The 25,998-nt window shown below is 59.8% G+C and carries 25 protein-coding genes and 2 tRNA genes; 7 read left to right on the forward strand and 20 right to left on the reverse strand.

What is annotated here, in order from left to right; genetic code table 11:
- Positions 1-2: 2 nt before the first annotated feature.
- The 8 genes from pepN to DKW72_RS08410 all read right to left on the reverse strand — a co-directional run bounded on the left by pepN (position 3) and on the right by DKW72_RS08410 (position 6,996).
- Positions 3-2,684 carry an aminopeptidase N gene (gene pepN / locus DKW72_RS08375; protein WP_111641901.1) on the reverse strand — a complete coding sequence of 894 codons (2,682 nt, stop codon included), beginning with the start codon at positions 2,682-2,684 and terminating at the stop codon, positions 3-5.
- A gap of 47 nt (positions 2,685-2,731) precedes the next feature.
- Positions 2,732-3,571 (reverse strand): DUF2797 domain-containing protein, encoded by an 840-nt coding sequence (locus DKW72_RS08380; protein ID WP_232522355.1) that lies wholly within the window; start codon positions 3,569-3,571, stop codon positions 2,732-2,734.
- Positions 3,568-3,840: a YeaC family protein gene (locus DKW72_RS08385; protein ID WP_111641902.1), complete on the reverse strand. Its 273-nt coding sequence runs from the start codon at positions 3,838-3,840 to the stop codon at positions 3,568-3,570. Before DKW72_RS08385 ends, DKW72_RS08380 begins: the two co-directional genes overlap by 4 nt.
- A 34-nt stretch (positions 3,841-3,874) precedes the next feature.
- Positions 3,875-4,510 (reverse strand): rhomboid family intramembrane serine protease, encoded by a 636-nt coding sequence (locus DKW72_RS08390; RefSeq protein WP_111641903.1) that lies wholly within the window; start codon positions 4,508-4,510, stop codon positions 3,875-3,877.
- 17 nt (positions 4,511-4,527) lie between these two features.
- Positions 4,528-5,424, reverse strand: coding sequence for an NAD(+) kinase (locus DKW72_RS08395; protein WP_111641904.1), 897 nt, complete (start codon positions 5,422-5,424; stop codon positions 4,528-4,530).
- A gap of 314 nt (positions 5,425-5,738) precedes the next feature.
- Positions 5,739-6,503, reverse strand: a complete 765-nt coding sequence (locus DKW72_RS08400; RefSeq protein ID WP_111641905.1) for a hypothetical protein — start codon at positions 6,501-6,503, stop codon at positions 5,739-5,741.
- A gap of 318 nt (positions 6,504-6,821) precedes the next feature.
- Positions 6,822-6,898: transfer RNA gene (locus DKW72_RS08405), tRNA-Asp, on the reverse strand.
- A gap of 22 nt (positions 6,899-6,920) precedes the next feature.
- Positions 6,921-6,996 (reverse strand) — tRNA-Val (locus DKW72_RS08410).
- Between the two features lie 110 nt (positions 6,997-7,106).
- Here DKW72_RS08410 and DKW72_RS08415 point away from each other — a divergent pair.
- From DKW72_RS08415 to trmA, 3 genes are read left to right on the forward strand one after another with little or no spacing between them, the layout of a single operon-like run.
- Complete coding sequence (locus DKW72_RS08415) at positions 7,107-8,375, forward strand: two-component system sensor histidine kinase NtrB (RefSeq protein WP_198411281.1); 1,269 nt, start codon at positions 7,107-7,109, stop codon at positions 8,373-8,375.
- 37 nt (positions 8,376-8,412) lie between these two features.
- On the forward strand, positions 8,413-9,171 hold the full coding sequence (locus DKW72_RS08420; protein ID WP_111641907.1) for a hypothetical protein: 759 nt from the start codon (positions 8,413-8,415) through the stop codon (positions 9,169-9,171).
- Positions 9,168-10,262 (forward strand): tRNA (uridine(54)-C5)-methyltransferase TrmA, encoded by a 1,095-nt coding sequence (gene trmA, locus DKW72_RS08425; RefSeq protein ID WP_111641908.1) that lies wholly within the window; start codon positions 9,168-9,170, stop codon positions 10,260-10,262. The genes DKW72_RS08420 and trmA overlap by 4 nt, the downstream gene beginning before the upstream one ends.
- A 145-nt stretch (positions 10,263-10,407) precedes the next feature.
- Here the strand turns inward: trmA and murB are convergent, their stop codons facing one another.
- From murB to DKW72_RS08460, 7 genes are all read right to left on the reverse strand, one after another.
- Positions 10,408-11,463, reverse strand: coding sequence for a UDP-N-acetylmuramate dehydrogenase (gene murB / locus DKW72_RS08430; protein ID WP_232522356.1), 1,056 nt, complete (start codon positions 11,461-11,463; stop codon positions 10,408-10,410).
- A 2-nt stretch (positions 11,464-11,465) separates the two neighbouring features.
- On the reverse strand, positions 11,466-11,942 hold the full coding sequence (locus tag DKW72_RS08435; RefSeq protein WP_111641909.1) for a low molecular weight protein-tyrosine-phosphatase: 477 nt from the start codon (positions 11,940-11,942) through the stop codon (positions 11,466-11,468).
- 3 nt (positions 11,943-11,945) lie between these two features.
- Positions 11,946-12,713 carry a 3-deoxy-manno-octulosonate cytidylyltransferase gene (gene kdsB / locus DKW72_RS08440; RefSeq protein ID WP_111641910.1) on the reverse strand — a complete coding sequence of 256 codons (768 nt, stop codon included), beginning with the start codon at positions 12,711-12,713 and terminating at the stop codon, positions 11,946-11,948.
- 23 nt (positions 12,714-12,736) lie between these two features.
- Positions 12,737-13,777: a tetraacyldisaccharide 4'-kinase gene (lpxK, locus tag DKW72_RS08445; protein ID WP_111641911.1), complete on the reverse strand. Its 1,041-nt coding sequence runs from the start codon at positions 13,775-13,777 to the stop codon at positions 12,737-12,739.
- A gap of 2 nt (positions 13,778-13,779) precedes the next feature.
- Positions 13,780-14,199: an ExbD/TolR family protein gene (locus tag DKW72_RS08450; protein WP_111641912.1), complete on the reverse strand. Its 420-nt coding sequence runs from the start codon at positions 14,197-14,199 to the stop codon at positions 13,780-13,782.
- Positions 14,200-14,217: 18 nt separating this feature from the next.
- Positions 14,218-14,811 carry a MotA/TolQ/ExbB proton channel family protein gene (locus DKW72_RS08455; protein ID WP_408631105.1) on the reverse strand — a complete coding sequence of 198 codons (594 nt, stop codon included), beginning with the start codon at positions 14,809-14,811 and terminating at the stop codon, positions 14,218-14,220.
- 173 nt (positions 14,812-14,984) lie between these two features.
- Positions 14,985-17,279 (reverse strand): DNA internalization-related competence protein ComEC/Rec2, encoded by a 2,295-nt coding sequence (locus DKW72_RS08460; protein ID WP_111641914.1) that lies wholly within the window; start codon positions 17,277-17,279, stop codon positions 14,985-14,987.
- A gap of 88 nt (positions 17,280-17,367) precedes the next feature.
- On the opposite strand from DKW72_RS08460, the gene DKW72_RS08465 reads away from it, so the two are divergent.
- Positions 17,368-19,485, forward strand: a complete 2,118-nt coding sequence (locus DKW72_RS08465; protein ID WP_111641915.1) for a coiled-coil domain-containing protein — start codon at positions 17,368-17,370, stop codon at positions 19,483-19,485.
- A 77-nt stretch (positions 19,486-19,562) separates the two neighbouring features.
- Positions 19,563-20,111, forward strand: a complete 549-nt coding sequence (locus DKW72_RS08470) for a DUF2062 domain-containing protein (RefSeq protein ID WP_111641916.1) — start codon at positions 19,563-19,565, stop codon at positions 20,109-20,111.
- Here DKW72_RS08470 and DKW72_RS08475 read toward each other — a convergent pair.
- Genes DKW72_RS08475 through DKW72_RS08485 form a run of 3 tightly spaced genes read right to left on the reverse strand, consistent with a single transcriptional unit; the run spans position 20,102 to position 23,245 of the window.
- Positions 20,102-21,334: a lipoprotein-releasing ABC transporter permease subunit gene (locus DKW72_RS08475; RefSeq protein WP_111641917.1), complete on the reverse strand. Its 1,233-nt coding sequence runs from the start codon at positions 21,332-21,334 to the stop codon at positions 20,102-20,104. The two genes, DKW72_RS08470 and DKW72_RS08475, sit on opposite strands and share 10 nt — an antisense overlap.
- Complete coding sequence (gene lolD, locus DKW72_RS08480; protein ID WP_111641918.1) at positions 21,331-22,014, reverse strand: lipoprotein-releasing ABC transporter ATP-binding protein LolD; 684 nt, start codon at positions 22,012-22,014, stop codon at positions 21,331-21,333. Before lolD ends, DKW72_RS08475 begins: the two co-directional genes overlap by 4 nt.
- Complete coding sequence (locus DKW72_RS08485) at positions 22,007-23,245, reverse strand: lipoprotein-releasing ABC transporter permease subunit (RefSeq protein WP_111641919.1); 1,239 nt, start codon at positions 23,243-23,245, stop codon at positions 22,007-22,009. The genes lolD and DKW72_RS08485 overlap by 8 nt, the downstream gene beginning before the upstream one ends.
- Positions 23,246-23,364: 119 nt before the next feature.
- Here DKW72_RS08485 and DKW72_RS08490 point away from each other — a divergent pair, with 119 nt between their 5' ends.
- On the forward strand, positions 23,365-23,940 hold the full coding sequence (locus DKW72_RS08490; RefSeq protein WP_111641920.1) for a PilZ domain-containing protein: 576 nt from the start codon (positions 23,365-23,367) through the stop codon (positions 23,938-23,940).
- A 23-nt stretch (positions 23,941-23,963) separates the two neighbouring features.
- A complete protein-coding gene (locus tag DKW72_RS08495; RefSeq protein WP_198411282.1) occupies positions 23,964-24,260 on the forward strand; it encodes a hypothetical protein in 297 nt (98 codons plus the stop codon).
- 30 nt (positions 24,261-24,290) lie between these two features.
- On the opposite strand, the gene sthA is transcribed toward DKW72_RS08495, so the two are convergent.
- Both sthA and nqrM read right to left on the reverse strand, forming a co-directional pair.
- Positions 24,291-25,688: a Si-specific NAD(P)(+) transhydrogenase gene (sthA, locus tag DKW72_RS08500; protein WP_111641921.1), complete on the reverse strand. Its 1,398-nt coding sequence runs from the start codon at positions 25,686-25,688 to the stop codon at positions 24,291-24,293.
- Positions 25,689-25,747: 59 nt separating this feature from the next.
- Positions 25,748-25,990 carry a (Na+)-NQR maturation NqrM gene (nqrM, locus tag DKW72_RS08505; protein ID WP_332835787.1) on the reverse strand — a complete coding sequence of 81 codons (243 nt, stop codon included), beginning with the start codon at positions 25,988-25,990 and terminating at the stop codon, positions 25,748-25,750.
- Positions 25,991-25,998 lie beyond the last annotated feature (8 nt).

Raw genomic sequence — 25,998 nt, forward strand, 5'->3', positions numbered from 1 at the left:
CATCAGGCCAAGGATTTACTCACTACCTCGTACACATCCTTGGACAATTCCGGCTCCGCCAGAATCCGCTCCAACGCGGCTTTCATCAACGCTTGCTGCTCGGGCAGGTAGCGCCGCCACTTGGTCAGCGGGGTCAGCAGCCGGGCGGCAATCTGCGGGTTCTGCTTATTCAGGCGCAGAACCTCATCCGCCAAAAAGGTGTAGCCCGCCCCATCCTTCTGATGAAAATTGACCGGGTTACCGTTGGTAAATGCGGCCACCACCGAGCGAATTTTATTCGGGTTCTTCGGATCATAAGCCGGGTGCTTGAGCAGTGCATGCACGCGCTCCAGGCCTCCCGGCAAGGGGCTGACCGACTGCACCCGGAACCAGTCGTTGACCACCAGGGGTTCGTCTTGCCACTGCTGGTAGAAAGCCTCAAGCGCATCGCGTTTGCGATCTTCGGCATCGTGCGCACGGCAATTCACCAACGCGGTCAGGGCCGCAAGGGTATCGGTCATATTATTGCTGTCGCGCAATTGCTGCTCGCAGGCATCAAGCTGCGCCGCATCCGGATCGATCATCAAATAACCCAGCGCCAGATTCTTCAGGGTGCGCTGCGCAATCGCTTCAGCGTTTGCCTCATAAGGTTTGCTGTGGTCGTACGCGCTGTAAATCGCCCGTAACGGTTGCGCCAGACGTTTGCCCAGCGCACGGCGCACCGCATTGCGCGCGGCGTGGATGGCGTGGACATCGACCACTTCAGCCTGCTCTGCCAGGTACCCTTCCGACGGCAAGGCCAACATCAAGGCCACCATGGCGGGATCGAGACTGCTATCCCCCAGCAGTTGCTCGCAGGCAACGGCCAACTGTTCATCCAGCGGCCATTGGCCGAGATCTTCGCCCCCCTGATACGCTTTGATGGCATCGCCGATAACCAGCGTCGCCAGTTGCTGACTCGCATCCCAGCGCACAAAACCGTCGTCGTCGGCGCTCATCAGGCGCATCAGGTCGTCCCGGGTGTAGGGGTAACGCAGCTTCACGGGCGCCGAGAAACCGCGCAACAGGGCCGGCACCGGTTTCTCTTTGACGCCGGTAAAGGTAAAGCGCTGCTTGGCTTCAGTGAGCTCCAGTACCGTATGGGTGTTGTCCGGCGTTTCCGTATTGGGCGTTTCGCCTTTTAACTGCAACGGTAAATTACCGGCACTGCCGAGCAGCCCCACCGCCACCGGAATATGGAACGGTTTTTTGTGCTTACACTCAGGGGTGGGCGGGCAATACTGCGCAATCTCAAGCGTATACTCTTGCGCATCGGCATCGTACTGATCGGTCACGGTCAGCACCGGCGTGCCCGCCTGGGAGTACCAGTGTTTGAACTGGGTCAGATCGCGTCCGGAGGCATCGGCCATAGCCGCCACAAAATCATCGGTGGTCACCGCCTGGCCATCATGGCGCTCGAAGTAGAGGTCGCTGCCTTTGCGGAACAACTCGGGGCCCAGCAGGTTGGCAATCATGCGCACCACTTCCGCGCCCTTCTCATAGATGGTCAGGGTGTAGAAGTTGGAGATCTCGATATAGGCATCCGGGCGAATCGGGTGCGCCATGGGACCGCCGTCTTCGGCAAACTGGGCGGTGCGCAGCATGCTCACATCTTCCACCCGCTTGACGGTGCGCGACCCCATATCGGAGGAGAACTCGGCATCGCGGAAGACGGTAAAGCCCTCCTTGAGGCTCAACTGAAACCAGTCGCGACAGGTCACGCGGTTGCCCGACCAGTTGTGGAAGTACTCGTGCGCCACCACTGCCTCAACCCGCTGGAAGCCGGCATCGGTGGTGGTTTCCGGTTTGGCCAGAATGCAGGAGGTGTTGAAAATGTTGAGGCCCTTGTTTTCCATGGCGCCCATGTTGAAGTCATCCACGGCGACGATCATGAAAATGTCCAGATCGTACTCGCGCCCGTAAACCTCTTCGTCCCAACGCATGGCACGTTTGAGCGAATCCATGGCGTGGTCGCACTTGTCCAGGTCTTTGGGTTCGACAAAAATCTTCAGGGTCACTTCGCGTCCGGACGTGGTGACAAATTTGTCTTCTATGTGGGACAACTGCCCCGCCACCATGGCAAACAGGTAGCAGGGTTTTTTGTGCGGATCCTGCCAGACGGCAAAGTGCCGGTCGCCCGCCAGGTCGCCGCCATCGATAAGGTTGCCGTTGGAGAGCAGCACCGGATGCGTGTCTTTATTCGCTTCGATACGGGTGACAAACTCACTCATCACATCCGGGCGATCCAGGTAATAGGTGATTTTGCGAAAACCTTCGGCTTCGCACTGGGTGCAATAAAGCCCACGCGAACGGTACAGGCCGTCGAGGGAGGTATTCTTCTGGGGCTGGATATCAGTCACCACCTGCAACTCAAAAGCCGGGGGCACATCGGCGATGGTCAGGGATTCAGCATCCACCCGGTAATCGGACTCACTCAGGGGCTTGCCGTCGATGGCAACGGACACCAGGCGCAGTTCGGCACCGTCGAGGACCAGAGACGTATCCTGGCGTTCGGACTCGGGGTTACGACGCAGCTTCAGGGTGCTGGTCACGCGGGTCCACTCGTCATTGAGCACCACATCCAGATGGGTGTGCTCAATCAGAAAATCGGGAACCCGATAATCTTTCAGATGAATTGCTTTGGGTTGTGCATCTCGTGCGGCCATAAGACTGTCCAACGTTGTTGGGAAATGTGTGTACGGCTGGCGGGCCTTCAGGCCACAGCCAGTTCCACCTGATAGGCGGTGTATTTACGGATATTGATGACCCCGGTATCGAGGATCAGGTACTGCCCCTTGATGCCGAGCAGCTGTCCTTCGACCTCCGGGGTTTTTTCGAGATTGTGCGCTTTCACCTTCGTCGGGTACTCAAGCACCGGGTAGCGAATCTCGTATAAAGGCGCATCGTCAATCGCCTGAATCGCCTGCAAACCGTGGGCGCTCTGAATATCGTCGACGGCGGCGCGGGTATCCTCCAGCAACTGCTCACGCAGCGCCAGCAGATCGACCGGTGCTGGCTCCCCTTTAAGCATAGCCTGCCAGCTGGTTTTGTCCGCCACAAATGGCTTAAAGGCGGTTTCAACCAGGCCCGACTGTTGGCGCGTGGCGACCCGGAAAACCGGCAATGCCTGGATGGCGCCCTGATCGATCCAGCGGGTCGGCACTTGCGACAGGCGCGTAATGCCCACCTTGGGCTTGGAGGAGTTGGCCAGGTAGACGATGTGGTCGGTCATGCAGAAGCGCTCGCCCCACTCGGGTTCGCGACAGGTGCCCAGATGGAAGTGACACTTCTCCGGACTCACAATGCAGATGTCGCATTGGGCCAGGCGGGTAAAGCACGGATAGCAATAGCCCTGATTGAAACTTTTGCGGGTGGCACGACCGCAATGGGTGCAGTTGATGTCGCCGAGCCAGCGCAGGCGGAGTTGTTTGCCCAACAGCTCATTCATCGCCACCTGTTGCTCCCCGAGAGGAATGGCATAGCTAGGGGTGTCGGCATCCAGCGCCGTTTTCATCTTCGCCAGCGCGCCGCTGGCCGCTACCGCATAGCTCATGCGTCGGTCCATTTCAGGGGTTTGGGTTCATTCGCATCCGCGACCTCGCCGTCGCCGCCGCAATGGCTGTGAGGCTTGGGCGCGATATAGCCGGTGTGCTCTTCTGGCGGCAAGTGTTGATGCTCCCAGGTAATCACAGCCTGTATACACGTCTGCTTTTGTTCGTCAGTAAGCGGCTTGCCATCGGGCCATTTGCCCAGCGCGACCGCATCGCGCAGGCGCCGATAGATGTCGGGTGTGATGCTCGCCAGGAGTTGTTCGTAATTCATGACATACCTCGTAAACGGACGACCGCGCGCAGCCTCACGGCCGGCGACCGTTAAAGATGATACCCCAGAGCATGCCCACCAACAGGCCGCCCACATGAGCGCCGTTGGCAACGCCGCCGGACCCCATAAACATGTCGATCACACCCGTCAGACCCAAGACCAGCCACACCATCATAAAGCCAATGATGCCCGGCGGTACCGCCAGCAGCGGGTGAGGGTTCATCCGGTGACGCATCCATATATAGCCCACCAGTGCGTAGACGACACCCGACATACCGCCGAACAGGCTTTCACCCTGCCAGAAGTACTGCACCAGATTTGAGCCAATGGCCCAGGTGATGACAAACAGGATGTACACCACCCGCCCGTTGAGCAGCTCGATACGCCGCCCCAACTCCCAGAGCCAGAGGGCGTTGAAAGCAATATGAAGCAGACCGAAGTGAATAAACGCCGGGGTCAGCAAGCGCCAGACCTGACCCTGACCGATACCTTCAGCGACCGGCTCAAAAATCGGCTGCCCCATGGGCGACCAGGCGAAGTTCTGAAAGGTAAACCAGGGCAGGAACTGGAAACCGGCGTTGGTCGCGGTCAAGAGTGTCCCGAGCAGGCTCAAAGCAATGAGTACAAGCGTGACCGGCGTGCGCTTGGGTGATAGTTGATGCAGATACATAAAACGTCTGTTGTTCCTCAGTCGAGCAGGTGACCGCCCCACCCCAGCTTGGTTCGGCAACGCTCGTAAAAATTGTGATTCAACGGGTGAATCAGCGTCAGCTTTTGCGGCTTCTTGTGGATGAATATTTCATCCCCGGTACGCGATTCTACGTGGATCTGTCCGTCACAGGTCACCATGGCCTTGGAGCCGCGACTTTGACCAACGGTGATTTTGATTTCGCTGTTGCCGTCAATGACCATCGGCCGACTGCTCAAGGTATGCGGGTTCATCGGCACCAGACCGATGGCATCCAGTTTCGGGTGCATGATCGGACCGCCGCCACTCAAGGCGTAGGCGGTGGAGCCGGTGGGCGTCGAGACAATCATGCCATCGGCGCACTGGCTGGTGACGAAGTGGCCGTCGATGGACAGCTCAAATTCGAGCATATGGATGAATTCACCGGGGTGCATGACCACATCGTTGAGGGCGTCACCGCGCCCCATCAGCCTGCCGCCCCGGCGCACTTCCATATTGAGCAGAAAGCGGCTTTCTTCGAGATAGTGGCCGTCGAGCACCTCACCGACTTTTTCTTCGATATCCTCGGGGGTAATGTCGGTGAGAAAGCCCAGACGACCGCGATTGACACCCAATAAGGGCACGCCGTAGCTGGTCAGCGCCCGGGCCGCCCCCAGGAGGCTGCCATCGCCCCCTACCACAATCACCAGATCGCAGTGCCGCCCCAGGCTGTCGAGCTCGGCGACTTGCCGGGCTGCACCCACGGCCGCATCACTGCCGAGCACGGCGGCGGTTTGCGATTCGAGGGTAAAATCCAGCTGGCGCGACTGCAGAAAAGTGATCAGGCGCTCCATGGAGTAGCGCGCCCGCTCGTTGTCCAGACGGCCAATCAGGCCGATAGTGGCAAATGCTGTCATGACAACCCGCTGTCGTGAAGGAATGGTCAGGCGGCATTATAGCCCCTGGCGCAGGCCGGGGACACCGTTATAGGAAAATCAAGGAGTTATCCGGCTTTGGAGTGATGACATTTGAGCCGGGAATGGTGCCTCACGGTCGGACTACGCTGCGTTAATTCTACCTGTGTGAGCATTGGGGTACTGTTTTGGAGTCGTGCCGCGCTGTCGGATTACGCGCTTCGCGCTAATCCGACCTACGGGATACGGCGTGCCATTGTTTGAGTAGGTCGGATTAGCGCGAAGCGCGTAATCCGACATCTGAGGCACCGAGCAGGCTAAAAACCGCCCTGGGATTTAATCGGTGTCGGCGGGTTCTCGCGGGCCAACTGCTGGCGCAACTTCCAGACATGCTGCTCCAGGCGCCGGGAACGGCTGCGCTCTTCCATCAATTGCTCCCGATAAAACGCCAGGCGCTGCTGATATTCCCGCTTGAGCAGGTTGCAGCGGTGCTCATAGCGACGGTTGATCAGGTCAATCCGATGCCGGTGTTCGCGCAATTGCTTGGCCATACGATCGCGCAATGCCTGAGTATATTTGGCTTTAAGTTCTTCCCGTAACCTATTGTTTTTATAGGGCTCATCCTCCGACTCCTGAGGACTTACTTTAACACTCAAGCGGTTGCGCTGCACCGCGGCGCGCAAGACTTCAAAGTGATTATCCAGTTCATCATCGAGGGGATCCCAGAGGTGTTTCTGATGCCACTCGACCGGGCACTGACTGTAGCTGGCAATACGGATCGGACCGGCGCCCAGGTCGGGGCCGCGTCCGGCAGTGGAGGCAAGGCGGTCAAGGGGCAGGTTCCAGCGCGTGTCGACGACGCCCCGGCTATCAAAGCCAATAGTGAAGAATACCGCCGCCGTGATGCAGAGATTGGTATTGATATGCAGGTAGGCGCCTTTGACCTTCTGGTTGGCGTAGCCTGTCTCGGGCACGACACCGTCGAGGATCGCTTCAAATTCAGAGAACAGCATCTCCCGCTGAAGTCGGTCTTCTTCAAACAGGAATACCGCTTCGGTATAGGCGTCGTTGTGGCTGGCCATGACAACACTCCACTAGCTTTTGGGTCAGGAGTGTCAATTATCGGTCAATGAGTGACTTTTCGGTGTGATAGAGTCGCCAAATCAACGTTAAATATCGGAATAATCGTCGATTGGATCACAATCTTGATCGATTATGGTGTCCTCGGCGAGCAACTCGAGCAGTTCTTCTAGGTAGTCTTGCATGGGATTCTCCCTGGATTTTGGTGTTCGACAGGAGAAAGACTACCCCGGAAATATGACAGATAGATGAAAGCGTGGGGGGTTTTTCTTCCAGACAAAAAAAGCCCCTCAGCAATGCTGAGGGGCTTTTTCTATGTTTGGCGGACCGGACGGGACTCGAACCCGCGACCTCCGGCGTGACAGGCCGGCATTCTAACCAACTGAACTACCGGTCCTCGGCAGTTCTAACGCGTATGATGGTGGGTGGTACAGGAGTCGAACCTGTGACCTACGCCTTGTAAGGGCGCCGCTCTACCAACTGAGCTAACCACCCCGCGTCAGGAGCTGCGCATTCTACCCGAATCGATTTTGATGTCAAACACTTTTAGGAAAAATGTCATAAAGGTCTACAATAGCCCTAACGCACCTAAAAAGAGACCCGCCATGCCGTCACTACCGGGAGTTTTTCTGAGCCTGTTTCTGCTGGCCCTGCTGTTCGCGAGCCTCGGTTACGCCGTGCACCTTCGGGCACAGGCGCGACTGCAACGGCAAGCTCTGGAGGCGGCCGAGAATTTTACCGCGCACCTGATCGACGCCCTGCCCTCCCTGTTGATTGTGGTCAGCGACGAGGGCCACATCAGCCATTGGAATCGGGCCGCTGAGCACGAAACCGGTCTGACCCTGGATGCAGTTCGCGGTCGCGCCCTGAGCGATATCTGCACCTGGCTGCCCATTGAAGCCGGAAAGTTGCGATCGGTCATCAAAGCCGGCATTCCCTATCTGAGCGAAAATCTTCTGTATAAAGACGGCGACACCAGCCGCTACTGCGACCTGGGCATCTACCCCTTTCGCGACATCGACGGTAAGAGCGCCGTTATCCGGATTGACGACGTCACGCCCCGGGTACGCATGGAGAATATGATGATCCAGAACGAGAAGATGCTCTCTCTGGGCGAACTGGCGGCAGGCATGGCACACGAGATCAACAATCCCTTGAGCGCGATTCTGCACGGGGTGCAGAACATTCACCGGCGCACCGCCCCCGGCTTTGATGCCAACCAGCGGGAAGCCGAACGCCTGAACCTGAATCTTATGGATGTCCACACCTACCTGGAGCGGCGCAACATTTTCCGGATGCTCGATGATATGCGCGACGCGGGCGAGCGCTCGGCGCGGATCGTTACCAATATGCTGGAGTTTTCCCGCAGTAGCGGGCGCAAGCAGACCCAGGTTCGCCTGCAGCAGGTGATTGAGCACAGCCTCGACCTGAGCCAGAAACTCGCGACCCTCTCGGCGCCTGATGAGCGCGGCCAGCCCGCCTTCAAGATCGACGTTGATGCCGGCCTCGCACCCGTGCGGGGCTCGGCGGTAGAGCTGCAGCAAGTGGTACTCAACCTGCTCAGTAATGCCCTGCAGGCCTTTGAGCAATCCACCGAAACCGTCGCCCAACCGGAAATTCGCGTGGCCCTGAAGCGCGAGGGCAACCGCGCCCTGCTCTCAGTGGCCGACAACGGGCCGGGCATGGAGGATGAAGTCAGACGCCATATCTTCGAGCCCTTTTACACCACCAAAGACGTAGGCAAAGGCACCGGGCTGGGTCTGTCGGTATCCTACTTCATCATTACCGAACACCACGGCGGCACAATTGAAGTAGAATCAGCGCCCGGCATGGGCAGTTGCTTTAATATCCGCTTGCCGCTGATGGGAGCATAGACTCCCCGGGGAGCCATGAACTGACACGAGGTGAATCATGATCGATACCCAACGCTTTAGTAGATTCCAGTGTTTGGCGCTGCTTGCAGTGGGCCTGCTACTCAATGGCTGCGCCACCGAATTCGCCCCCTCAAGCCAGGACACGCTGGAATCTGTCGCGCGGGATGCTCTGGGCGAGGCCGCCTACATGCAAACGCTGGTGCGCGCCTGCCGCTCACTGGGCGGCGACACGGCTGATGAGGCCGAGATCGTTTACGGCGACTGGCTCGACGCTCACTGGGCCCATGTGGTTGCCGCCGACGACTTCTACAGTCAGCGCCTGGCGAGTCGCACCCATACCTACAGCGATCGCCCGTTGGCACTCGATGCCGTGGACCTCTCCCTGAGCGCACAGGCGCGAGCGCTTGACCGACTGGATCTGCCCCGGCGCAGCCTGAGCAATCAGCACAACACCTGTCGTCGCCAACTCGATCAGTTGTCCCGGGCCCAAACCCCATTGCTTGAGGCCGAATGGCAACACCCCTACCTGGACTACCTCCTTGCCTGGCATCAGGGCCCTGAGCATCATCCGGTGCGCGAGGTGCCCAGCTTGGCGATCGGCGTTCGCCCCCGGCAAGAACCCGGCCGCAGCTATTACGCGGTGGAAGAACAGGCCCGGCAAACATGCGATAATGCCCGGCTGACGGTGATCGATAACGACTGGCCCCAGGAAGCCTACGGTGTTTTCTGCGGCGAGCAGCCCCGGCAGTTCGTCAGCTGCGATTGGGGGCACTGCGAATACGAAGAGGTTCAATGACCATACACCAGACATTTCCCGCCGACTACGATCGACAGTTGGCGGACAAGGTGGCCGCCCTGCGCGCGGATTTCGCCGAGTTCGACCTGCCCGACATCGCTGTTTACCCCTCCCCGCCCGAGCATTATCGCCTGCGTGCCGAATTCAAAATCTGGCATGAGGGCGATACCGCCCACTACGCCATGTTCGAGCCGGGTGAGTACAAGAAGCCGTTTGTGATCGAGAGCTTCCCGGTGGGTAGTGCCTTGATGAATGCGCTGATGCAGCCCCTGTTGGCGCGCATCAACAACAGTCAATTATTGCGAAAAAAATTATTTCGGGTGGAATTTTTAACCACCTTGAGTGCGGACTGCCTCATTACCCTGATCTATCACAAACCGTTGAATGATGAATGGGAAGCTGAAGCGCGCGAGTTGCAGGCGGCGCTTGAGGTGCCCATTTTAGGTCGCAGTCGCAAGCAAAAGCGGGTGCTTGAGCGCGACTACGTGCTCGAAACCATGACCGTCGATGGGCGCGAGTACCGCTATCAGCAGATCGAGGGCAGCTTCACCCAGCCCAACGGTGCGGTGTGTACCGAGATGCTCAACTGGGCCACGGCGCAGAGTAAACATTTCGGGGGTGACCTGGTGGAGCTTTACTGCGGCAACGGTAATTTTACCCTGCCCTTGTCCCGTAACTTCGAGCGGGTGGTGGCGACCGAGTTGGCGAAAAGCTCGGTGCATTCGGCGCGTTATAACATGGCCCTGAACGGTATCGAGAATATCAAGCTGGTGCGGATGTCGAGCGAGGAGTTCTCCCAGGCGATGGATAAGGAGCGGGAGTTTCGCCGTCTGCAGCAGGCGGAGGTGGATCTGGAGGATTACCGCTTCAGTACCATTTTCGTGGACCCGCCCCGGGCCGGGATGGACCCGCACACCACGTCGGTGACCCAGCGTTTTGAGCACATTATTTATGTGTCCTGCAATCCCCAGACGCTCAGGGAGAATTTGCGCCAGATGACCGAGACTCACCGGATTGAGGCCTTTGCGGTGTTTGATCAGTTTCCCTATACCCACCATCTGGAGTGTGGGGTGATTCTCGCAAAACGGTAGTTTGGGTGCCTCAGGTGTCGGATTACGGCTGCGCCTAATCCGACCTACTGGAAACAGCGTGCCATTGTCCACGTAGGTCGGATTAGCCCGCAGGGCGTAATCCGACAATGCAGCACCCAACCGGAATAAAAATACCCTTGCCCGCCTACCACCCAACAACCGTAGGCTCGGGCTCCAGATCAACGCCAAACTCGGTCTTGATAGACGCCCTGATGCGCTCGGCCAGGGCCATCACCTCGGCCCCGCTGGCGTGACCACTGTTGGTGATCACCAGGGCCTGCCGGGGATGAACACCGACGCCACTGGGCTCGGTATGGCCGCGCCAGCCGGCCCGGTCAATCAACCAGCCAGCCGCCAGCTTGTAGCGGCCGTCGGGCTGCGCATAGGCCACCACCCCGGAAAAATCCGCTTTCAAGCGCTGGTAGACGTCGGCACTGACCACAGGGTTCTTGAAAAAACTGCCCACATTGGGTATTTCCCGCGGGTCCGGCAGCTTGCTCGTGCGCACTTCACACACCGCCTCAGCCACCCGCTGCGGGGTCAGGTCCGCCTCAGGCACCCCCGCCAGGGCGTCGCGCAGGGCCGGATAGGTCAGCACCAGGCAAGGCTGCTTACGCAGACGCAGGGTAACGTGGGTGATTACGTAGCGGTCTCGCAACCGGCTTTTGAAAATGCTGTCCCGGTAACCAAAAGCACAGGCGGCCCGGTCAAAGGTGACACTGACACCAGACTGTCGGTCGATCGCCCGCAGCTCCTCGAAGACACTGTCCAGCTCGACCCCATAGGCCCCGATATTCTGGATCGGGGCGGCGCCGACGCTGCCGGGGATCAGTGCCAGATTCTCGAGGCCGCTGTAGCCCTCCGCCAACGTGCTGGTCACCAGTTGATGCCAGTTTTCTCCGGCCGCCACCTCAAACCAAACATGCTGATCGTCTTCGCGCACCTTGCGCCGCCCCTGGGTGGCCATGTGCAGGACCAGCCCGGGGTAATCGCCCTGCAATACCAGATTGCTGCCCCCACCCACCACCAACAGGGGTAAGTCGCGCTTGTGCGCCTCCCTCACCACAGCGACCACCTCGGCCTCGGAGCGGGCGCTGGCGAACCAGGCCGCGCGTGCGGTCACACCCAGGGTGTTGTAGGCACGCAGCTCCGCTTCGGGGATCAATAGGGGCAGAGGGGAGGTATCCGGAGCAATGGCCACAATCACACCAGACGCTGACGGATGTCGTCGAGCAGGCCTTCGGCAGCGTCCTCGACCATGTCGAGCACCTCGGCAAAGCCTTCATCGCCGCCGTAGTAGGGATCGGGGACTTCCCGCGCCGCAGAGCGCCGGGCGAAGTCGAGAAAGAGGCCCAGATGGCCCTTGAAGTGACTTGGCGCCAGACGCTTGAGATCGCTCAAATTGCTATTGTCCATGGCCAGCACATAGTCGTAGTGATCAAAATCAGGGCGCGCGACCTGCCGGGCCCGCAGACCCGAAAGATCGTAGCCGCGCTCGGCCGCCGCCTGTTGGGCGCGTCGATCCGGCGCCTTGCCCACGTGCCAGTCACCCGTGCCGGCGGAATCAATGGTGATACGTTCACCCATTGATTCGCGCTGCACCAGCGCCTGAAACACCCCGTGGGCAGTTGGCGAACGGCAAATATTGCCCAGACAGACAAACAGGACCTTGACGCTCACGGCTTACTCCTCGGTTTCCAGATAGGTTTGAATACGGGCCAGATCCTCCGGGGTATCCACGCCGCCCGGCACCGGCGCGCTTGCCAACTCGATATGGATGGCCTCCCCCGCCGCCAGTACCCGCAGCTGTTCGAGCGCTTCCCAGCGTTCGAGTGCCGCCTGGGGCCAGCGCACAAAACGATTAAGCAGGGCCACCCGGTAGGCGTAGAGTCCGATATGGCGCCGGGCGGGCAGCCCTTGCGGCAGTTCATCGACCGCGGCCTGGGCAAAATGATCCCGGGGCCAGGGGATGGGGGCACGACTGAAATAGAGCGCGTGGCCGCGTTCATCGGCCACTACCTTGACCACATTGGGGTTCTGGAAGTCCGCCAGGGAGCTCAGGGGTTCGCACAGGGTGGCCATGCTTGCCGCCGGGTGCGCCGCCAAATTGGCCGCCACCTGGTCAATCACAGACGGCGGAATCAGGGGCTCATCCCCCTGGACATTGACCACAATGGCATCTTCAGGCAGCACCAGCGTCGTAGCGACCTCCTGCAGACGATCGGTGCCCGAATGGTGTTCGGCAGAGGTCATGCAGACCCGCCCACCAAAGGCCTCCACCGCCTCGGCAATGCGAATATCGTCGGTAGCCACCACCACCGCCGCCGCGCCGCTTTGGCAGGCGCGCTCGTAGGTGTGCTGGATCATGGGTTTGCCGGCGATCAGCTTGAGCGGCTTACCGGGCAAACGGGTGGAGGCATAGCGGGCGGGGATAACGACGTAAAAACTCATAATTCAGCTTCTTTTGAGGCTACTCAGGCGCGGCGCGGGTTCAGGGCCGCTATCTTAGCGTCAAATGCCTCCCAGAAACAGGCATGAGGTTCGGCGCTGACCGCGAGATAGTACCACTCCTGCTCGCCCCATTGGCGTGCCAACGCCCGGCACTTGACCGCGTCCTTGGCGGTCATGACCAGGGCTCGGCCCCGAACAAAAGCCAGGTTCTCGGCGCTGTAGGTCTGATGATCCGCGAAAGCATGAGCCTTGATGGGTAGCCCCAATTGGGTGAGGGTGTCAAAGAAGCGCGCCGGATTGCCGATGCCGGCGATAGCATCCACGGCGTTGGCTGGACGCCACTCTTCAAGCGCTAGCGGCGTGTCGTCGCTCACTCTGCGCCACTGCCCGGGCACGATTTGCATAGGCTGAATGCGGGCTTGAGGGCAACGCAGACTGAGTGCCGCCAGTGCCCCCGCCTGGGGGCTGTTAAGCACGACCAGGTCAACCTGGTTGAGGCGTTCAGCGGGTTCACGCAGGGGCCCCACAGGCAGACGCCAGCCGTTGCCGAGCAGGCGCTGACCATCGACCACGGCAATTTCGAGCTGGCGCGCCAGACGATAGTGTTGCAGGCCGTCGTCGCTCAGCAACAGGGTGCAGCCCTGGGCGATCAAAGCGCGCCCGGCAGCGACCCGGTCCGGGTCGATGGCCACAGGGGCACCGGTCTCGCGCGCGATCGCCAGGGGCTCATCACCGGCCTCCGCGACCGGGGACTCCGGTTCCACCAGAAAAGGATAAGCCGGCGGGCGGGCGCCGTAACCTCGACTGATGATGCCGGGACGATAGCCCTGGGCTTGCAGATGTCTGGTCAGAGCGATCAGCAACGGGGTCTTACCGGTGCCACCGACACTGATATTGCCCACCACCACCACTGGCACCGCCAATCGCTGCTGACGGCGCTTGAGCCAGTGTCCACGCAGGCCACTGAGCACACAGAACAGGCCTGTCAGGGGCAGCAACAACAAAGTCCAGCGGCGCTTGCCGTACCAGGCTGAGAGCCACGCACTGTCCTTGTTGCTGGCCATGGCTAGTCTCCCTGGGGCCGGCGGGTAGTGATACTCAGATGCACAAAGCCCATCTGTCCGGCTGCGTCCATAGCACTGACCACCGCCTGGTGGGGCGCATTGGCGTCAGCGCTGATCACCAGCGGGCGCGCGGTATCGCCCTCGGAGATCTGCTCGAGCGCCGAACGCAGCGTGGCGAGCTGGTTGTTGACCAGGCGCTGGCCATTCACCGAGTAGTTGCCCTCGGCACTGACCAGAATTTCCAGTTGCTCGGCGACCGTTTCACTGGGCGTGCCCTCGGCTTCAGGCAGATCGATTTCGAGGTGGGTTTCCCGGGTGAAGGTGGTGGAGACCATAAAGAAGATCAGCAGCAGGAACACCACATCGATCAGCGGCGTCAGGTTGATGCTGTCTTCTTCTTTGCGTTGACGGCGAAACTGCACAGGACTACCTCGGCGGACTTAAGCGGTTTTGACGTCGACGCGGCGGTCGCTGTGAAGCGCATCCACCAGTTTGATGGCATCGTCTTCCATGGTCACCACCAGACTGTCGATCCGGCGCAGGAAAAAGCGGTGCACAATCATGGCCGGAATGGCGACACACAGGCCGGCAGCGGTGGTGATCAGTGCCTCGGAGATACCGCCGGCAAGCACCCCGGCGTTGCCGGTGCCCTGGAGCATGATCGCGGTAAACACCTTGATCATCCCGATAACCGTCCCCAACAGGCCCAGCAGCGGCGCAATGGCGGCAATGGTACCGAGCGCAGTGATATACCGCTCCAGCTCGTGAATGACCTGATTGGCCGCTTCCTGAATACTGTCCTTCATGACCTCCCGGCCGTGCCGGGAGTTGCTCAAGCCGGCGGCGAGGATCTGGCCCAGGGGCGAAGACTGTTTGAGTTCGCGCAGCTTGCCCGCGTCGAGCTGATTGTTTTTGAGCCAGCTCCAGACCTGGGCCAGCAGGTGCCGGGGCGCCACTTTGGTGGGATTGAGCGTCCAGTAACGCTCGCCCGCAATGGCGATAACGGCAATGGAACAGAGCACAATGGGAATCATCAACCAGCCACCGGCTGAGAGTACATCGAACACAGAGCTTACCTCGAAGTTAGGATTCTGTTTGATTATCGTGTCGTCTTCGGGGCGGCATTCGATCCGACCCCGCAAAGGTGGCATAGATTAAGTGTTTCAGGCCCGAGATTCCAGTCACCAGTTCCCAGTTTTACGGCCTATCAGTCATACCAATAGCGTCGATGGCGCTCGCGCTGGGCCCAGACCTCCGGATCGCCAGGTTCTCGCCAGCGCGCAGTGACGGCGCCCTGGGCACCGGTATCCCAGGCTTGAGCGCCCGTGGCCCGATAGCGTTCGGTCACCTCGGGGTGCGGGTGTCCGAAGCGGCCCTGCCAGGCCGCACTGTAGACCACGGCCTGAGGCTGCGTTCGTTCGACAAAGGCGTGCGTTGACGAGCTCCGACTGCCGTGGTGCGGAGCCTGTAAAACCGTGACCGCCTCGGGTAGTACCCCGGCCGCCAGCAGCGCTCGCTCCGCTGGGCCCTCGACATCCCCCGTGAACAGTACCTTTTGATCGCCGTAGCGCACCAGCAACACACAGGAGCGGTTATTGGCACTGGCATTGGCCGCGATCCGCCAGTGGAGAGGCTCAAAATGAACCTCGCCCCAACGCCACGGTTCGGCGGCGTGGCAATTTTCCGCATCCTGCCCAAGCGCGAGTGCGTCCGGCTCTCCCGCAAGCAGCCGTTCGACCGGCAATGCCGCCATCAAACCGGACGCGCCCCCGGCGTGATCACTGTGACTGTGGCTGATGATCAGTTTGTCGATCTGGCGGACGCCGCGCTGACGCAAGTAAGGCAGAATAATGCCGCTGCCGGCATCAAATTGCTCGCTGTACGCAGGTCCGGCATCGAATACCAAGGCCCGCCCCTCAACCTCCACCACAATAGCCAGGCCCTGCCCCACATCCATAAAGGTGACCCGCAGGGGGTCGGCAGGCGGCATGGGTAGCGACACGGCGATCAGTAGTCCAGCCGCCCCCAGGGCACGCCCAGGCAACCCCCGTGGGAGCAAGAGTAACAATGCGGATAACCCTGCCAAGGCGGCGGTCCAGGGGGTAAAAGCAATCAGCGGGTTGGCTCCGCCCTGCCCCCATCGATCGAGCAGGCTGAGCCACCGCAGCAACGCCTCCAGCCCCCAACTCGCGAGCGTCAGGGCCCAGGCGCCGAGCGTAGGGCTGAACAGATCGAGCAAAGCCCCGAGCAGTAGCGGTGGCACCAGCGTAAAGGTGACCAGGGGAATCGCCAGGGAGTTGGCCAGTGGGGCGGAGAGCGACACGCTGTTAACCAGTAGTCCCAGAGGCAGCAGCAGACCGACAAAAATCAGCCACTGGGCTCGCACCAGCCCCAAGCCCGGCAACCGATACTGGCGCAAACGTCCGACGAAACCGAACAGCAACACCGCCACGGCGCCAAAAGACAGCCAAAAACCCATATCCAAGGGCGCCAGCGGGTCGAGCACCAGGACCGCCACCAGCGCCAACAACAGCGCATCCCGAGGGCGCCAAGAACGACGTAGCAAAAGCGCCAGCTGCACCGCCACCACCATGATCAGCGCGCGCTGCGTAGGCAAGCTGAAACCCGCCAGGGCGGCATAAAACAGCGCCAGCAGGGTGGCTGACAGATGTGCGGGAAGTTGCGCCGGGCAACGGTGCCAGGCCAGGTTGATCAGCCGCCCCAGAGCCAGGCCCAGGCTATACCCCAGGAGCGCGATAAAACCCACATGCAACCCGGAGATGGCAATCAGGTGATTGGTCCCGGTACGCTGCAGTAGCCCCCAGCGCTCGGGCGCGATGCCGCTGCGATCACCCACCAGCAACGCTTGCAGAATTCCGGCATCCGGGTGCGCAACGCCCTCCGCAACCCAGCGCTGCAAGCGCGCCCGCTGGGCATCGACATGCCCTCTTCGCGCTGTTGCCAGACGCTCGTGGGCATCGCTGGGGCGTACGTAGCCCGTGGCGCCGATCCCCTGACGCAGCAACCACGCTTGATAGTCGAAACCGCCGGGGTTGACGAACCCGCGGGGCTGACGCAAACGCACCCGCAGGCGCCAGCGTTCACCGGGCTGCACCTGCTGATCTGAGCGATACCAACTGACTTGCAGACGCTTGGGCAGCGTTTCATTCAATTCCTCGCCAGCGTCGTCTTCATACCGTTCGGGCACCAGAATAAAACGCTGGCGACGATGGTCACTCTGGGGCAGATCCACCACCTGCCCGGTAACCCAGAGATCTTCCCCCGCGAGGTGCGAGGGCAAGCGTTGGGCCAATTGCTGATGCCCCCACGTGATGCTCCAGGTGAGCCCCAGGGCCAGTGCCAGCAGCAACCGGAAGGTGAGCCAGCGCAAGCTCAATAACAGCAGCAGCGGCAAAATGAGCGCCATGGATCGCGGGGGCAATAGCGGCAACCACGCCCCCAACCCCATACCGATAGCGAAAATAACGATCAAGCGCGACATATTCCCTCCGTGGATGTCGAATTAAGCGCCAATTTGTCGGCGCACTAGTCTATACTCGGGTCAGAAATCCGGATTAAAGGCCGTGCTCATGGAGCTCACGCTTACCAACATCATTCTCGCCGAGGTCATCTTTGTTCTATTGGTGACCATTGCCTTCCTGTTGCTCTGGCAACAGCGTCTGCGCAAGCTCTACAAGCGTCTGCTGCGCGCGCACCAGCGCCTCAAACGCACCATTCGGGTCAACCCGGACGCTGAACCGGTCCTGATCAAGGAACCCTACGACAAGAACGCCGCCGGTGACCACAGCCTGGAGTTCTTTCTGCAATCCAATCAGGAGGAAGCCAAGCGCCGCTACACGGCTCTCACTCAAAGTAAGCTGCCGCGTCTCGATCCGACCCAGCCCTATGCCGCCAAGGTAGCCGCCCTGCGCTACCTGTATCTCAGTGCCGAGTCCGACCTGCTGCGTCGCAACCGCTCACCCCACGAAAGCTGGCTGCGTCTGGAGCGGCTTCTGCACGACATCACCCGCTGGGTGGTCGATCGCAAACAGAAACAGCAACAGGCGCGCAACAACCGGGTTGAGCTGCTTGAGCAACGCCTGGCGATCCTGAAAAAAGCGGAGCAGGAAAACAAGGACCTACGGCGCAAGCTCTACCTGAGCAAGGTGCGCCAGGACAAACTGGGCAAGGAGCAACTCGAACAGAAGCAAACCATCGACAAACTTCGGCGCATCAATCGCAAATTCCAGCAAAGCGCCAATGGCCAGGAGCCGCCCCTGCGTCACCTGCACCAAGCCAATCAACACCTGGCCCGCAGCGAGCGGCAGATCGAGGGCATCGACCAACTGGCCCAGAGTAAGCACGACAGCGCCACCAGGCTGCTGAAAGAACTCCAACTGCTGACCAAGCAGGACCCCAAGGCCAGCGCCCGCTATGAGAGCATTATCCGTAATCTCGAGGCGGATCTGCGTGATTCATCGCACACTCTTGAAAAGCTGCGCAAGCAAATGCAAGCGGCTCAACACGCGGTCGATGCCCGCCAGGAAAACAGCGAGAGCGGCGGCGAAAGGGATATTCTGAGTATTGTCGAGGGCAAACTGGGCGAGGGCCACGAGCTCCTGGACTATGTCCATGCCTGGGATCAGGGCAAGGGACACATCACCACCCTGTCGGAAATTCAACACCTGCGCGACAATAACCAGAGCCAGCGCGGCATCATCGTGGACCTTGAGACCCAGCTGCGAAAAGCGCGCAAAAAGCTTGAGCAAACCGACGACGAAGACGAAAAAGCCGTTTACCTCAAGGAGGTCCAACGCCTGGAAGGGATCGCCAAAGAGTACGAATACTGCATCGACACGCTGGAGAGCGAGGTCGATCAGCTCCAGTATCAGCTTAACGCCAGTGCCAAACACGGTCACTCCGCCGAGGCGACCACGGGCGTGAAAATGAAGGAGGATGCCATTACCCAGCTCAATTATGAGCTCGATAAGATTACCCACAAACTGCACACCACCCTGCATCAACACAAAGCCGACAGCGTTATCCGCCGCTATGCGGTGGAGCTACTTGATCTCACCAATATCGAGTCCATCGCCCGGCGTCTGGCGCTGGTGTTACGCGAGCTGGAACTGCGAAGCGGCTTTCATATTTACAGTGAGCTGGGCAATGCCAGCTTTTTTACCGCACGCCAGTTTTCCAACCCGGAAATGATTCTGGTCAAGGAAAAGCGCATAGCCGAAGCCGTCACCTACACCAATGACGGCATACTGTTCAGTCAGGCTTTTATTCAACTGTTGCTCAAGGACCCATCCCGTGACGGAGATGTGAATGCGCTCGAAGTGATCGTCAAGGCTCTGGTGGGGCTCACCAGTGGCCGGGTTGCCTACCTTCAGGCGCAAGCCCAGGCAAACCATACGAGCCGTGACGTCAGTGCCTGGGGGCATCGAGTTCGGGAACTTTTATCCAATCTGGATATCCAGCATGCCTACCGCACCGAGGAAATCACACGGACACTTGAGCGCCTCCTGAACGAGGTAGAGGCACTGGCCGGTGGTCTGGAACTCGGTGACGCCAGTCAGGCTGCGCTCAACAATGCCCTGACCGAAGCGCGTGAACATATGCAGAGGGTGTTCTCCGAGAGCTCGGCACTGGATGTGGAGTACAACCGGCTGCATGAACAACTTGATCGCATGACGCCCGCGCCTTAGGCGTCGAACGCCCCCTACAACCCGAAGGCCAATCAGGGCATAATGCCCGACTTCATACGTTCTCACTGGGTCCTGGAATGGCTCGCAAGATTATTCGCCGGTATCTGCCAAGCCCCCACAGTCTGCGCAATCGCCGTGGCCTGCAATTTCTGGGGGAAGTGCTGCACGACCCGAATCTCTTTCACCTCAACCGCCACTCCGTGTCGGTGGCGTGTTTTGTGGGTATCTTCGTCGCTTTTTTACCCATCCCCATGCAGATGGCCGTTTCCGCTCTCTTCGCCCTGTGGTTGCGTTGCAACCTGCCGATCGCGGTGGTTCTGGTCTGGGTCAGCAACCCCATCACCATGCCGGCCATGCTTTACGGGGCCTATCGACTCGGACGGAGAATTCTTCAGGTGCCCCCGATGCCGGTGTCCTTCGAGCTCTCATGGGAATGGCTGACAGGCGAGTTCGCGCTCATTTGGAAGCCGCTACTGGTGGGGTCGGTTATCTGCGGCCTGGTCCTGGGTACCCTCGCCTACCTGACCATTCAGGTACTCTGGCGCTGGCATGTGGTCAGCAGTTGGCGGGAGCGGCAGCGCAAACGCGCTGTCGCCAAAGCCAAGAAGAAGCAGGATCACTCGTAGCGCAGGGCCTCGGCAGGCTGCACCCGACTCGCACGCCAGGCCGGAAACAAACTGGCGACAAAACTCAGAAACAACGCGGTACCCGCGACCTGGAACACGTCCGGCCAATGTAAGTCGCTCGGTAAGTAGCTCAGCGGGTAGACGTCCGACTGCAGGAACTGGAAGGCGAGCACGCCCTCAAGCCAAAGCACAAAATCAGTCACGCCCAGTGACAAACTGACACCCAGCGCAACGCCAAGCCCCGTCCCAAGGCAGCCGATGATGCCGCCCTGAACCATGAAGACCGTCATAATCTCGCGGCTGGAGGCCCCCAGGGTGCGCAGAATGGCAATGTCCCCACGCTTGTCCACCACCACCATGATCAGGGTCGACACCAGGTTGAATGCGGCGATGGCAATGATCAAAAACAGCAGCAGCCCCACCAGGCGCTTGGACATGTGGATCGCCTGGTACAGATTGCCGTGGGTGCGGGTCCAATTGGAGCCATAATAACCGAAGGGTTTGTCACTCAGCACCTCACTCATTATCCGGGGGGCGGCGAACAGATCGTCAACCTGCAAGCGCAGGCCACTGACCCGACCCGGAAACTCTGAGGCCGATGACGCCTGCTGTAATCCCATAATGGCCAGGGACTGATCGATCTCCGTGCCACTGTGCAGCACCGCCACCACTTCCAGAGAGCTGATCGCGGGTGACTGGGCGTTACTGCCGCGACGCGGTACGATCAGGCTCAAGCGATCGCCGCGCTCGACCCCCAACTGCTCGGCGATACCCGACCCCAGAAGCACCCCCCGCTCACTCGCGGCAAGATCCGCAAAGGCACCCGCCGGCAGATAGCTTTCAACCACCGATACCAGACTCTCTTGGCCAGGATCGACGCCGTAGAGACTCACTGGCGCAACGCGTCGCTGATAGGCCAAAAGGCCCTGAAGCTGAACAAAGGGGCTCACCGCCTGTACCTGCGGGTGTACCAGAACCTCCGCCGCCAGCGATTGCGGGTCCTCGATACCGTCGCGGTGATAGAGTGTTGCCTGGGGCATAATGCCGAGAATCCGCTCGCGCAACTCCCGGTCAAAACCGTTCATGATCGACATCACCAGCACCAATAAGGCGACACCGATCACCAACCCGACTACGGAGACCTTGGAGATGAAGGACACCAAATGGCTGTGGCGCCGGGTAATGGCGTAGCGCCGCCCGACGAACGCGGCCCAGGGTTTCACGCCGCCACCTCCAGATGCCCATCCGTGAGGGTCATCACCCGATCCATCTTGCGTGCCAGCGTCATGTCGTGGGTGACGATGATAAAACTGGTGCCCTGGGACTGGTTGAGAGACAGCATCAACGCCTGTATGGCGTCCGCGGTATGGCTGTCGAGATTGCCGGTGGGTTCATCCATCAGGACGCAGGCCGGGTTGATCACCAGGGCGCGGGCGATGGCCACGCGCTGGCGCTCGCCTCCGGACAGCTCCGACGGCTTGTGACTGACACGCTCTGCCAGCCCCACCCGCTCAAGCATATCCGCCGCCCGGCGCCGGGCCTCTGCGGGAGTGCACTTGCCGATCAACAACGGCATGGCGACATTTTCCAGCGCCGTAAACTCGGGCAGCAGGTGATGAAACTGGTACACAAAGCCGAGCGCGCGGTTGCGCAGGCGTCCGCGCTGATCGGCACTCAACCGGGACAGGGTTTCGCCGGCCACGGTCACTTCCCCCGCACTGGGGGTATCCAGCCCGCCGAGAATATTCAACAGGGTCGACTTGCCCGAGCCCGAGGCACCCACAATGGCAATCCGCTCACCGGGGGCCACCGCCAACTCGATACCGTGTAACACGGTCAGTTCCTGGGGGCCCTGGCGGTAGGTTTTGTGAACGCCGCGGCAGCTCAATACCGGATTACTCATAACGCAATGCCTCTGCAGGTTCAATTTGGGAAGCCCGGTAGGCCGGGTACAACGTCGCCAGAACACTGACCACCAGCGCTACGCCACAGATGGTCAGGACGTCCTGCCACAGCAATACTGAGGGCAAGTGACTGATGTAATAGACATCCGGGTTAAAGATGTACCAGTCAAACAGTGCCTCGATGGTCGCCACCAACGGGCCAATATACAGCGCGAGCAAACAACCCAGCACGGCCCCAATGAGCGTGCCGAGAAAGCCCACAGCGCTGCCCTGCACCACGAAAATGGCCATGACCTGCCGACCGGTAAGCCCAAGCGTGCGCAGTACCGCGATGTCGCTGCGCTTATCGGCGACCATCAACACCAGGCTGGAAACGATATTGAAAGCCGCCACCGCAATAATGATACTGAGCAGCACAGAGATAACGATTTTTTCCATTTTTACCGCCTGGAACAGGCTGCCCTGCGTCTGGGTCCAGTCGCGGAGGGTGTAGCTGTCGTCGAGCTGCTGGCCCACCTCCGCGAGAATTTGTGCAGCCCGATAGATATCAGAGACGCGCACGTGCAAACCCTGCACACCCTGGCTGCGAAACAGACGCCGGGCATCGTCAAGATGAATCATGGCCAGACCCTGATCGACCTGGGCGCCTACCTCGAACACCCCGACCAGCGTAAAACGACGCATGCGTGGGTAAACCCCGGCTGGTGTGATATTGATATCAGGCAAGGTGAGAGTCACTCTGTCGCCCAAGGCCAACCCCAGTTGTCGGGCCATCAGACTGCCCATCACAATACCGAACTCGCCCGGTTCAAGATGATGGCTTGAACCGATCAGCATATGATCCTCAATCACCGAGACCCGGCCTTCGGCCTCCGGCAGAATACCCTGCAACTGAATACCCTCGACACCGCGGGCATAACTGACCAGTGCAAAACCGCCGATATAGGGTGCGGCCGCTTCAACCTGGGGGTGAGCTTCGACCTGATGCGCTAGTGACTCCCAGTCCTCAAGGGCCGGTTCGCGGTCAATAAAGCCGTGGGGTACAACGCTTAGAATCCGCTCCTTCATTTCCCGGTCAAAGCCGTTCATCACCGAAAGTACCGTGATCAACGCCAAAACCCCGAGCGCCATCCCCAAAAAGGAAAAGCCACTCACAAAGGAGATATACTGATTGCGGCGTTTTGCGCGGGTGTAGCGCAAGCCGATATAAAGCGGAATATTGATTGGCATGGAGCGCATTTAACCCTAATGCCGAAGCGGCCACAAGCCCCCGCGAGAACCCTTGTCGGAGCGTGGCCCGCGCCCGGCCAGATGTGCTATCTTAGTGACAAATAACCTGGAGATCGCCCTTGAACAGAGACAGGCGCACTTACTTTCGTATTGATGAACACGTCGCTCTGAGCTTCGAGCCCGTCAGTGCCCAGACGGCGGCCGAGCGCTCGGCGGATGAATTTTTCCCTGGCTCGGCGGTACTGCGTCTGCACGCCGAACTCAAGCGTGTTGACGCCGAAGCGGCACAGCTGATTCTGCCGGTCAAAGAACAGAGCCGCGCACTGGGAGACTATCTGCACCTGCTCGATCGCAAAATCGAGCTGCTGACCCAGCATTTGATGGCGGATCAGCAAAAAGTTCCGCTTAAGCCCCGCCCGGTTAACCTGAGTGATAACGGTATCGCGTTCGGCAATCCCGAACCGTTGGAAAGCGGTCAACACCTCGCCCTGCATATTACCTTTTTGCCCAGCCATGCCGGTGTCGTGCTCTTTGCCGAAGTCGTGCGCTGTGAACCAGATCCCATTAACGGCTGGCAAATTGCGGCAGAATTCCAACATATCACCAGTCAACAACAGCAGCTTATCAGCCAGCAGATTATGCGTGCGCAACTGGCCGAGAAACGCCGCCAACACGATGAGGACGGGCTCCACTGAGGCCTGAACAACGGAGAATGCTTATGAAATACCGACACCTGCCTGTGATGTTTGCTCTGGCGGTCGCCAGTGCCTGGGTCTGTGCCGACACAGTCATTTTGCCGGTGGGCGCACAAGGTGAGGCGCTGCAGGATCTGGAGCGTCCACAACACGGGATGACCATGGTGCAAGTGGAAGCGCGTTTTGGCGAACCGGAACAGAGACATGGGCCCGTGGGTGAGCCGCCCATTTCGAGCTGGGATTACCCGCAGTACGTGGTCTATTTTGAAGGTGATCGGGTATTGCGCTCGGTACTCAAACACAACCGCCGCGACCGATGAGTCCGGTGGCGACGGTTGGGCTGTTGAGCGTTAACGCCGGTTGATACGGCCCATACCATCGAGCGCCGCCAGGCGGTATGCCTCGGCCATGGTCGGGTAGTTGAACGTGGTATCGAGGAAAAACCGGATCGTATTGTTCTCGCCCGGCTGCGCCATGATCGCCTGTCCAATATGGACGATCTCCGCCGCTTCAGCACCAAAGCAATGAACCCCAAGAATTTCCAGGGTGTCGACGTGGAACAGTAGCTTAAGCATGCCCACTTCCTCGCCGCTGATCTGACCACGCGCGGTATTTTTGAACAACGCCCGCCCCACCTCGTACGGCACTTTGGCGGCCGTCAGCTCACGCTCGGTCTGGCCAATGGAGCTGATCTCCGGGAGCGTATAGATGCCCGTGGGTACGCCCGTGACCGGTTGACCCTCACCGCCAGTGATGACGTCGGCAACCGCCCTGCCCTGATCAAAGGACGCGCTGGCCAGACTCGGCCAACCCACCACGTCGCCGACCGCAAAGATGTTGTCAACCTCGGTCCGATAGCGACTGTCGACCTTCAGATTCCCCCGGTAGTCCGCCTTCAAGCCCAGGGCCTCCAGATTAAGCTTGTCCGTGTTACCGCTGCGGCCGTTGCACCAGAGAATGGCATCAGCACGTAGACGCTTGCCGGACTGCATATGCACGGTGACGCTGTGGTCGTTGGCCTCAATGGTCTCGTACTCTTCACTGTGACGCACGGTCACGCCGCTGTCGCGCAGGTGATAGCTGAGCGCGTCGGAAATCTCATCATCAAGAAACGACAGCAACCGATCGCGGTTATTGATCAGGTCCACGTGAATACCAAGGCCGGAAAAAATCGACGCGTACTCGGAACCAATAACCCCGGCACCGTAAATAATCAGGTGACGCGGAGTGTGCTTCATGTCCAGAATGGAATCACTGTCGTAGATACGCGGGTGATTAAAGTCAACATCCTCCGGGTGGTAAGGACGCGAACCGGTAGCGATGACGATATAGCGTGCGCTGATGGTTTCCTGCGCGCCCTCCGGCATGTCCACCACCAGGGTGTTGGCATCGACAAAAGATGCACGCCCAATGTGCAGGTTCACCCGGTTGCGGATGTAGAACTCGGTGTGAAGCTCGACCTGTTTGGGGATGACTTGAGCAGCGGCGTTCAGCACACGCGGATAGGACAGCCAGCGGGTATCACCCAGATCTCGAAAAAGATTGCCGTTATTGAAGCGGATAATCTGCTTGACCGCATGGCGCAATGATTTGGACGGGATGGTGCCCTTGTGGGCGCAGTTGCCGCCCACCCAGGCGCGGTCTTCCACCACCGCCACTTTCAGCCCGGTCTTGGCCGTGGCCATGGCCGCGCTTTCACCGGCGGGCCCGGCACCAATTACAACAACATCATAGGTATGGTCAGTCACCTTTTTACTGCTCCTTACACAACTGTGCCACAAACCGGGTGGCACGACCGGGTCGGCAGTTACTGTTGTTTTTGACCGGCGTCGTAGGCCAGTGCTTTATGGTCTTTCTCTACCACGCCCTGTTCCTGCAGCTCTTCGCATTTGCTTTCATCATTGCCGCAGAAATCACAGACATAGTCTTTTTCCTTCAAGGCAGCGCCTACGCCACCACAGGAACCTTTGATCGGTGTGCGCCCAAACAAGACACCCACCGACATGGCTGTCACAATCAACAGCATCACAAACAGGGTTACCACAAACATCGCCATAC

This window comes from Marinimicrobium alkaliphilum (assembly GCF_003259155.1).
Classification (GTDB): domain Bacteria; phylum Pseudomonadota; class Gammaproteobacteria; order Pseudomonadales; family Cellvibrionaceae; genus Marinimicrobium_A; species Marinimicrobium_A alkaliphilum.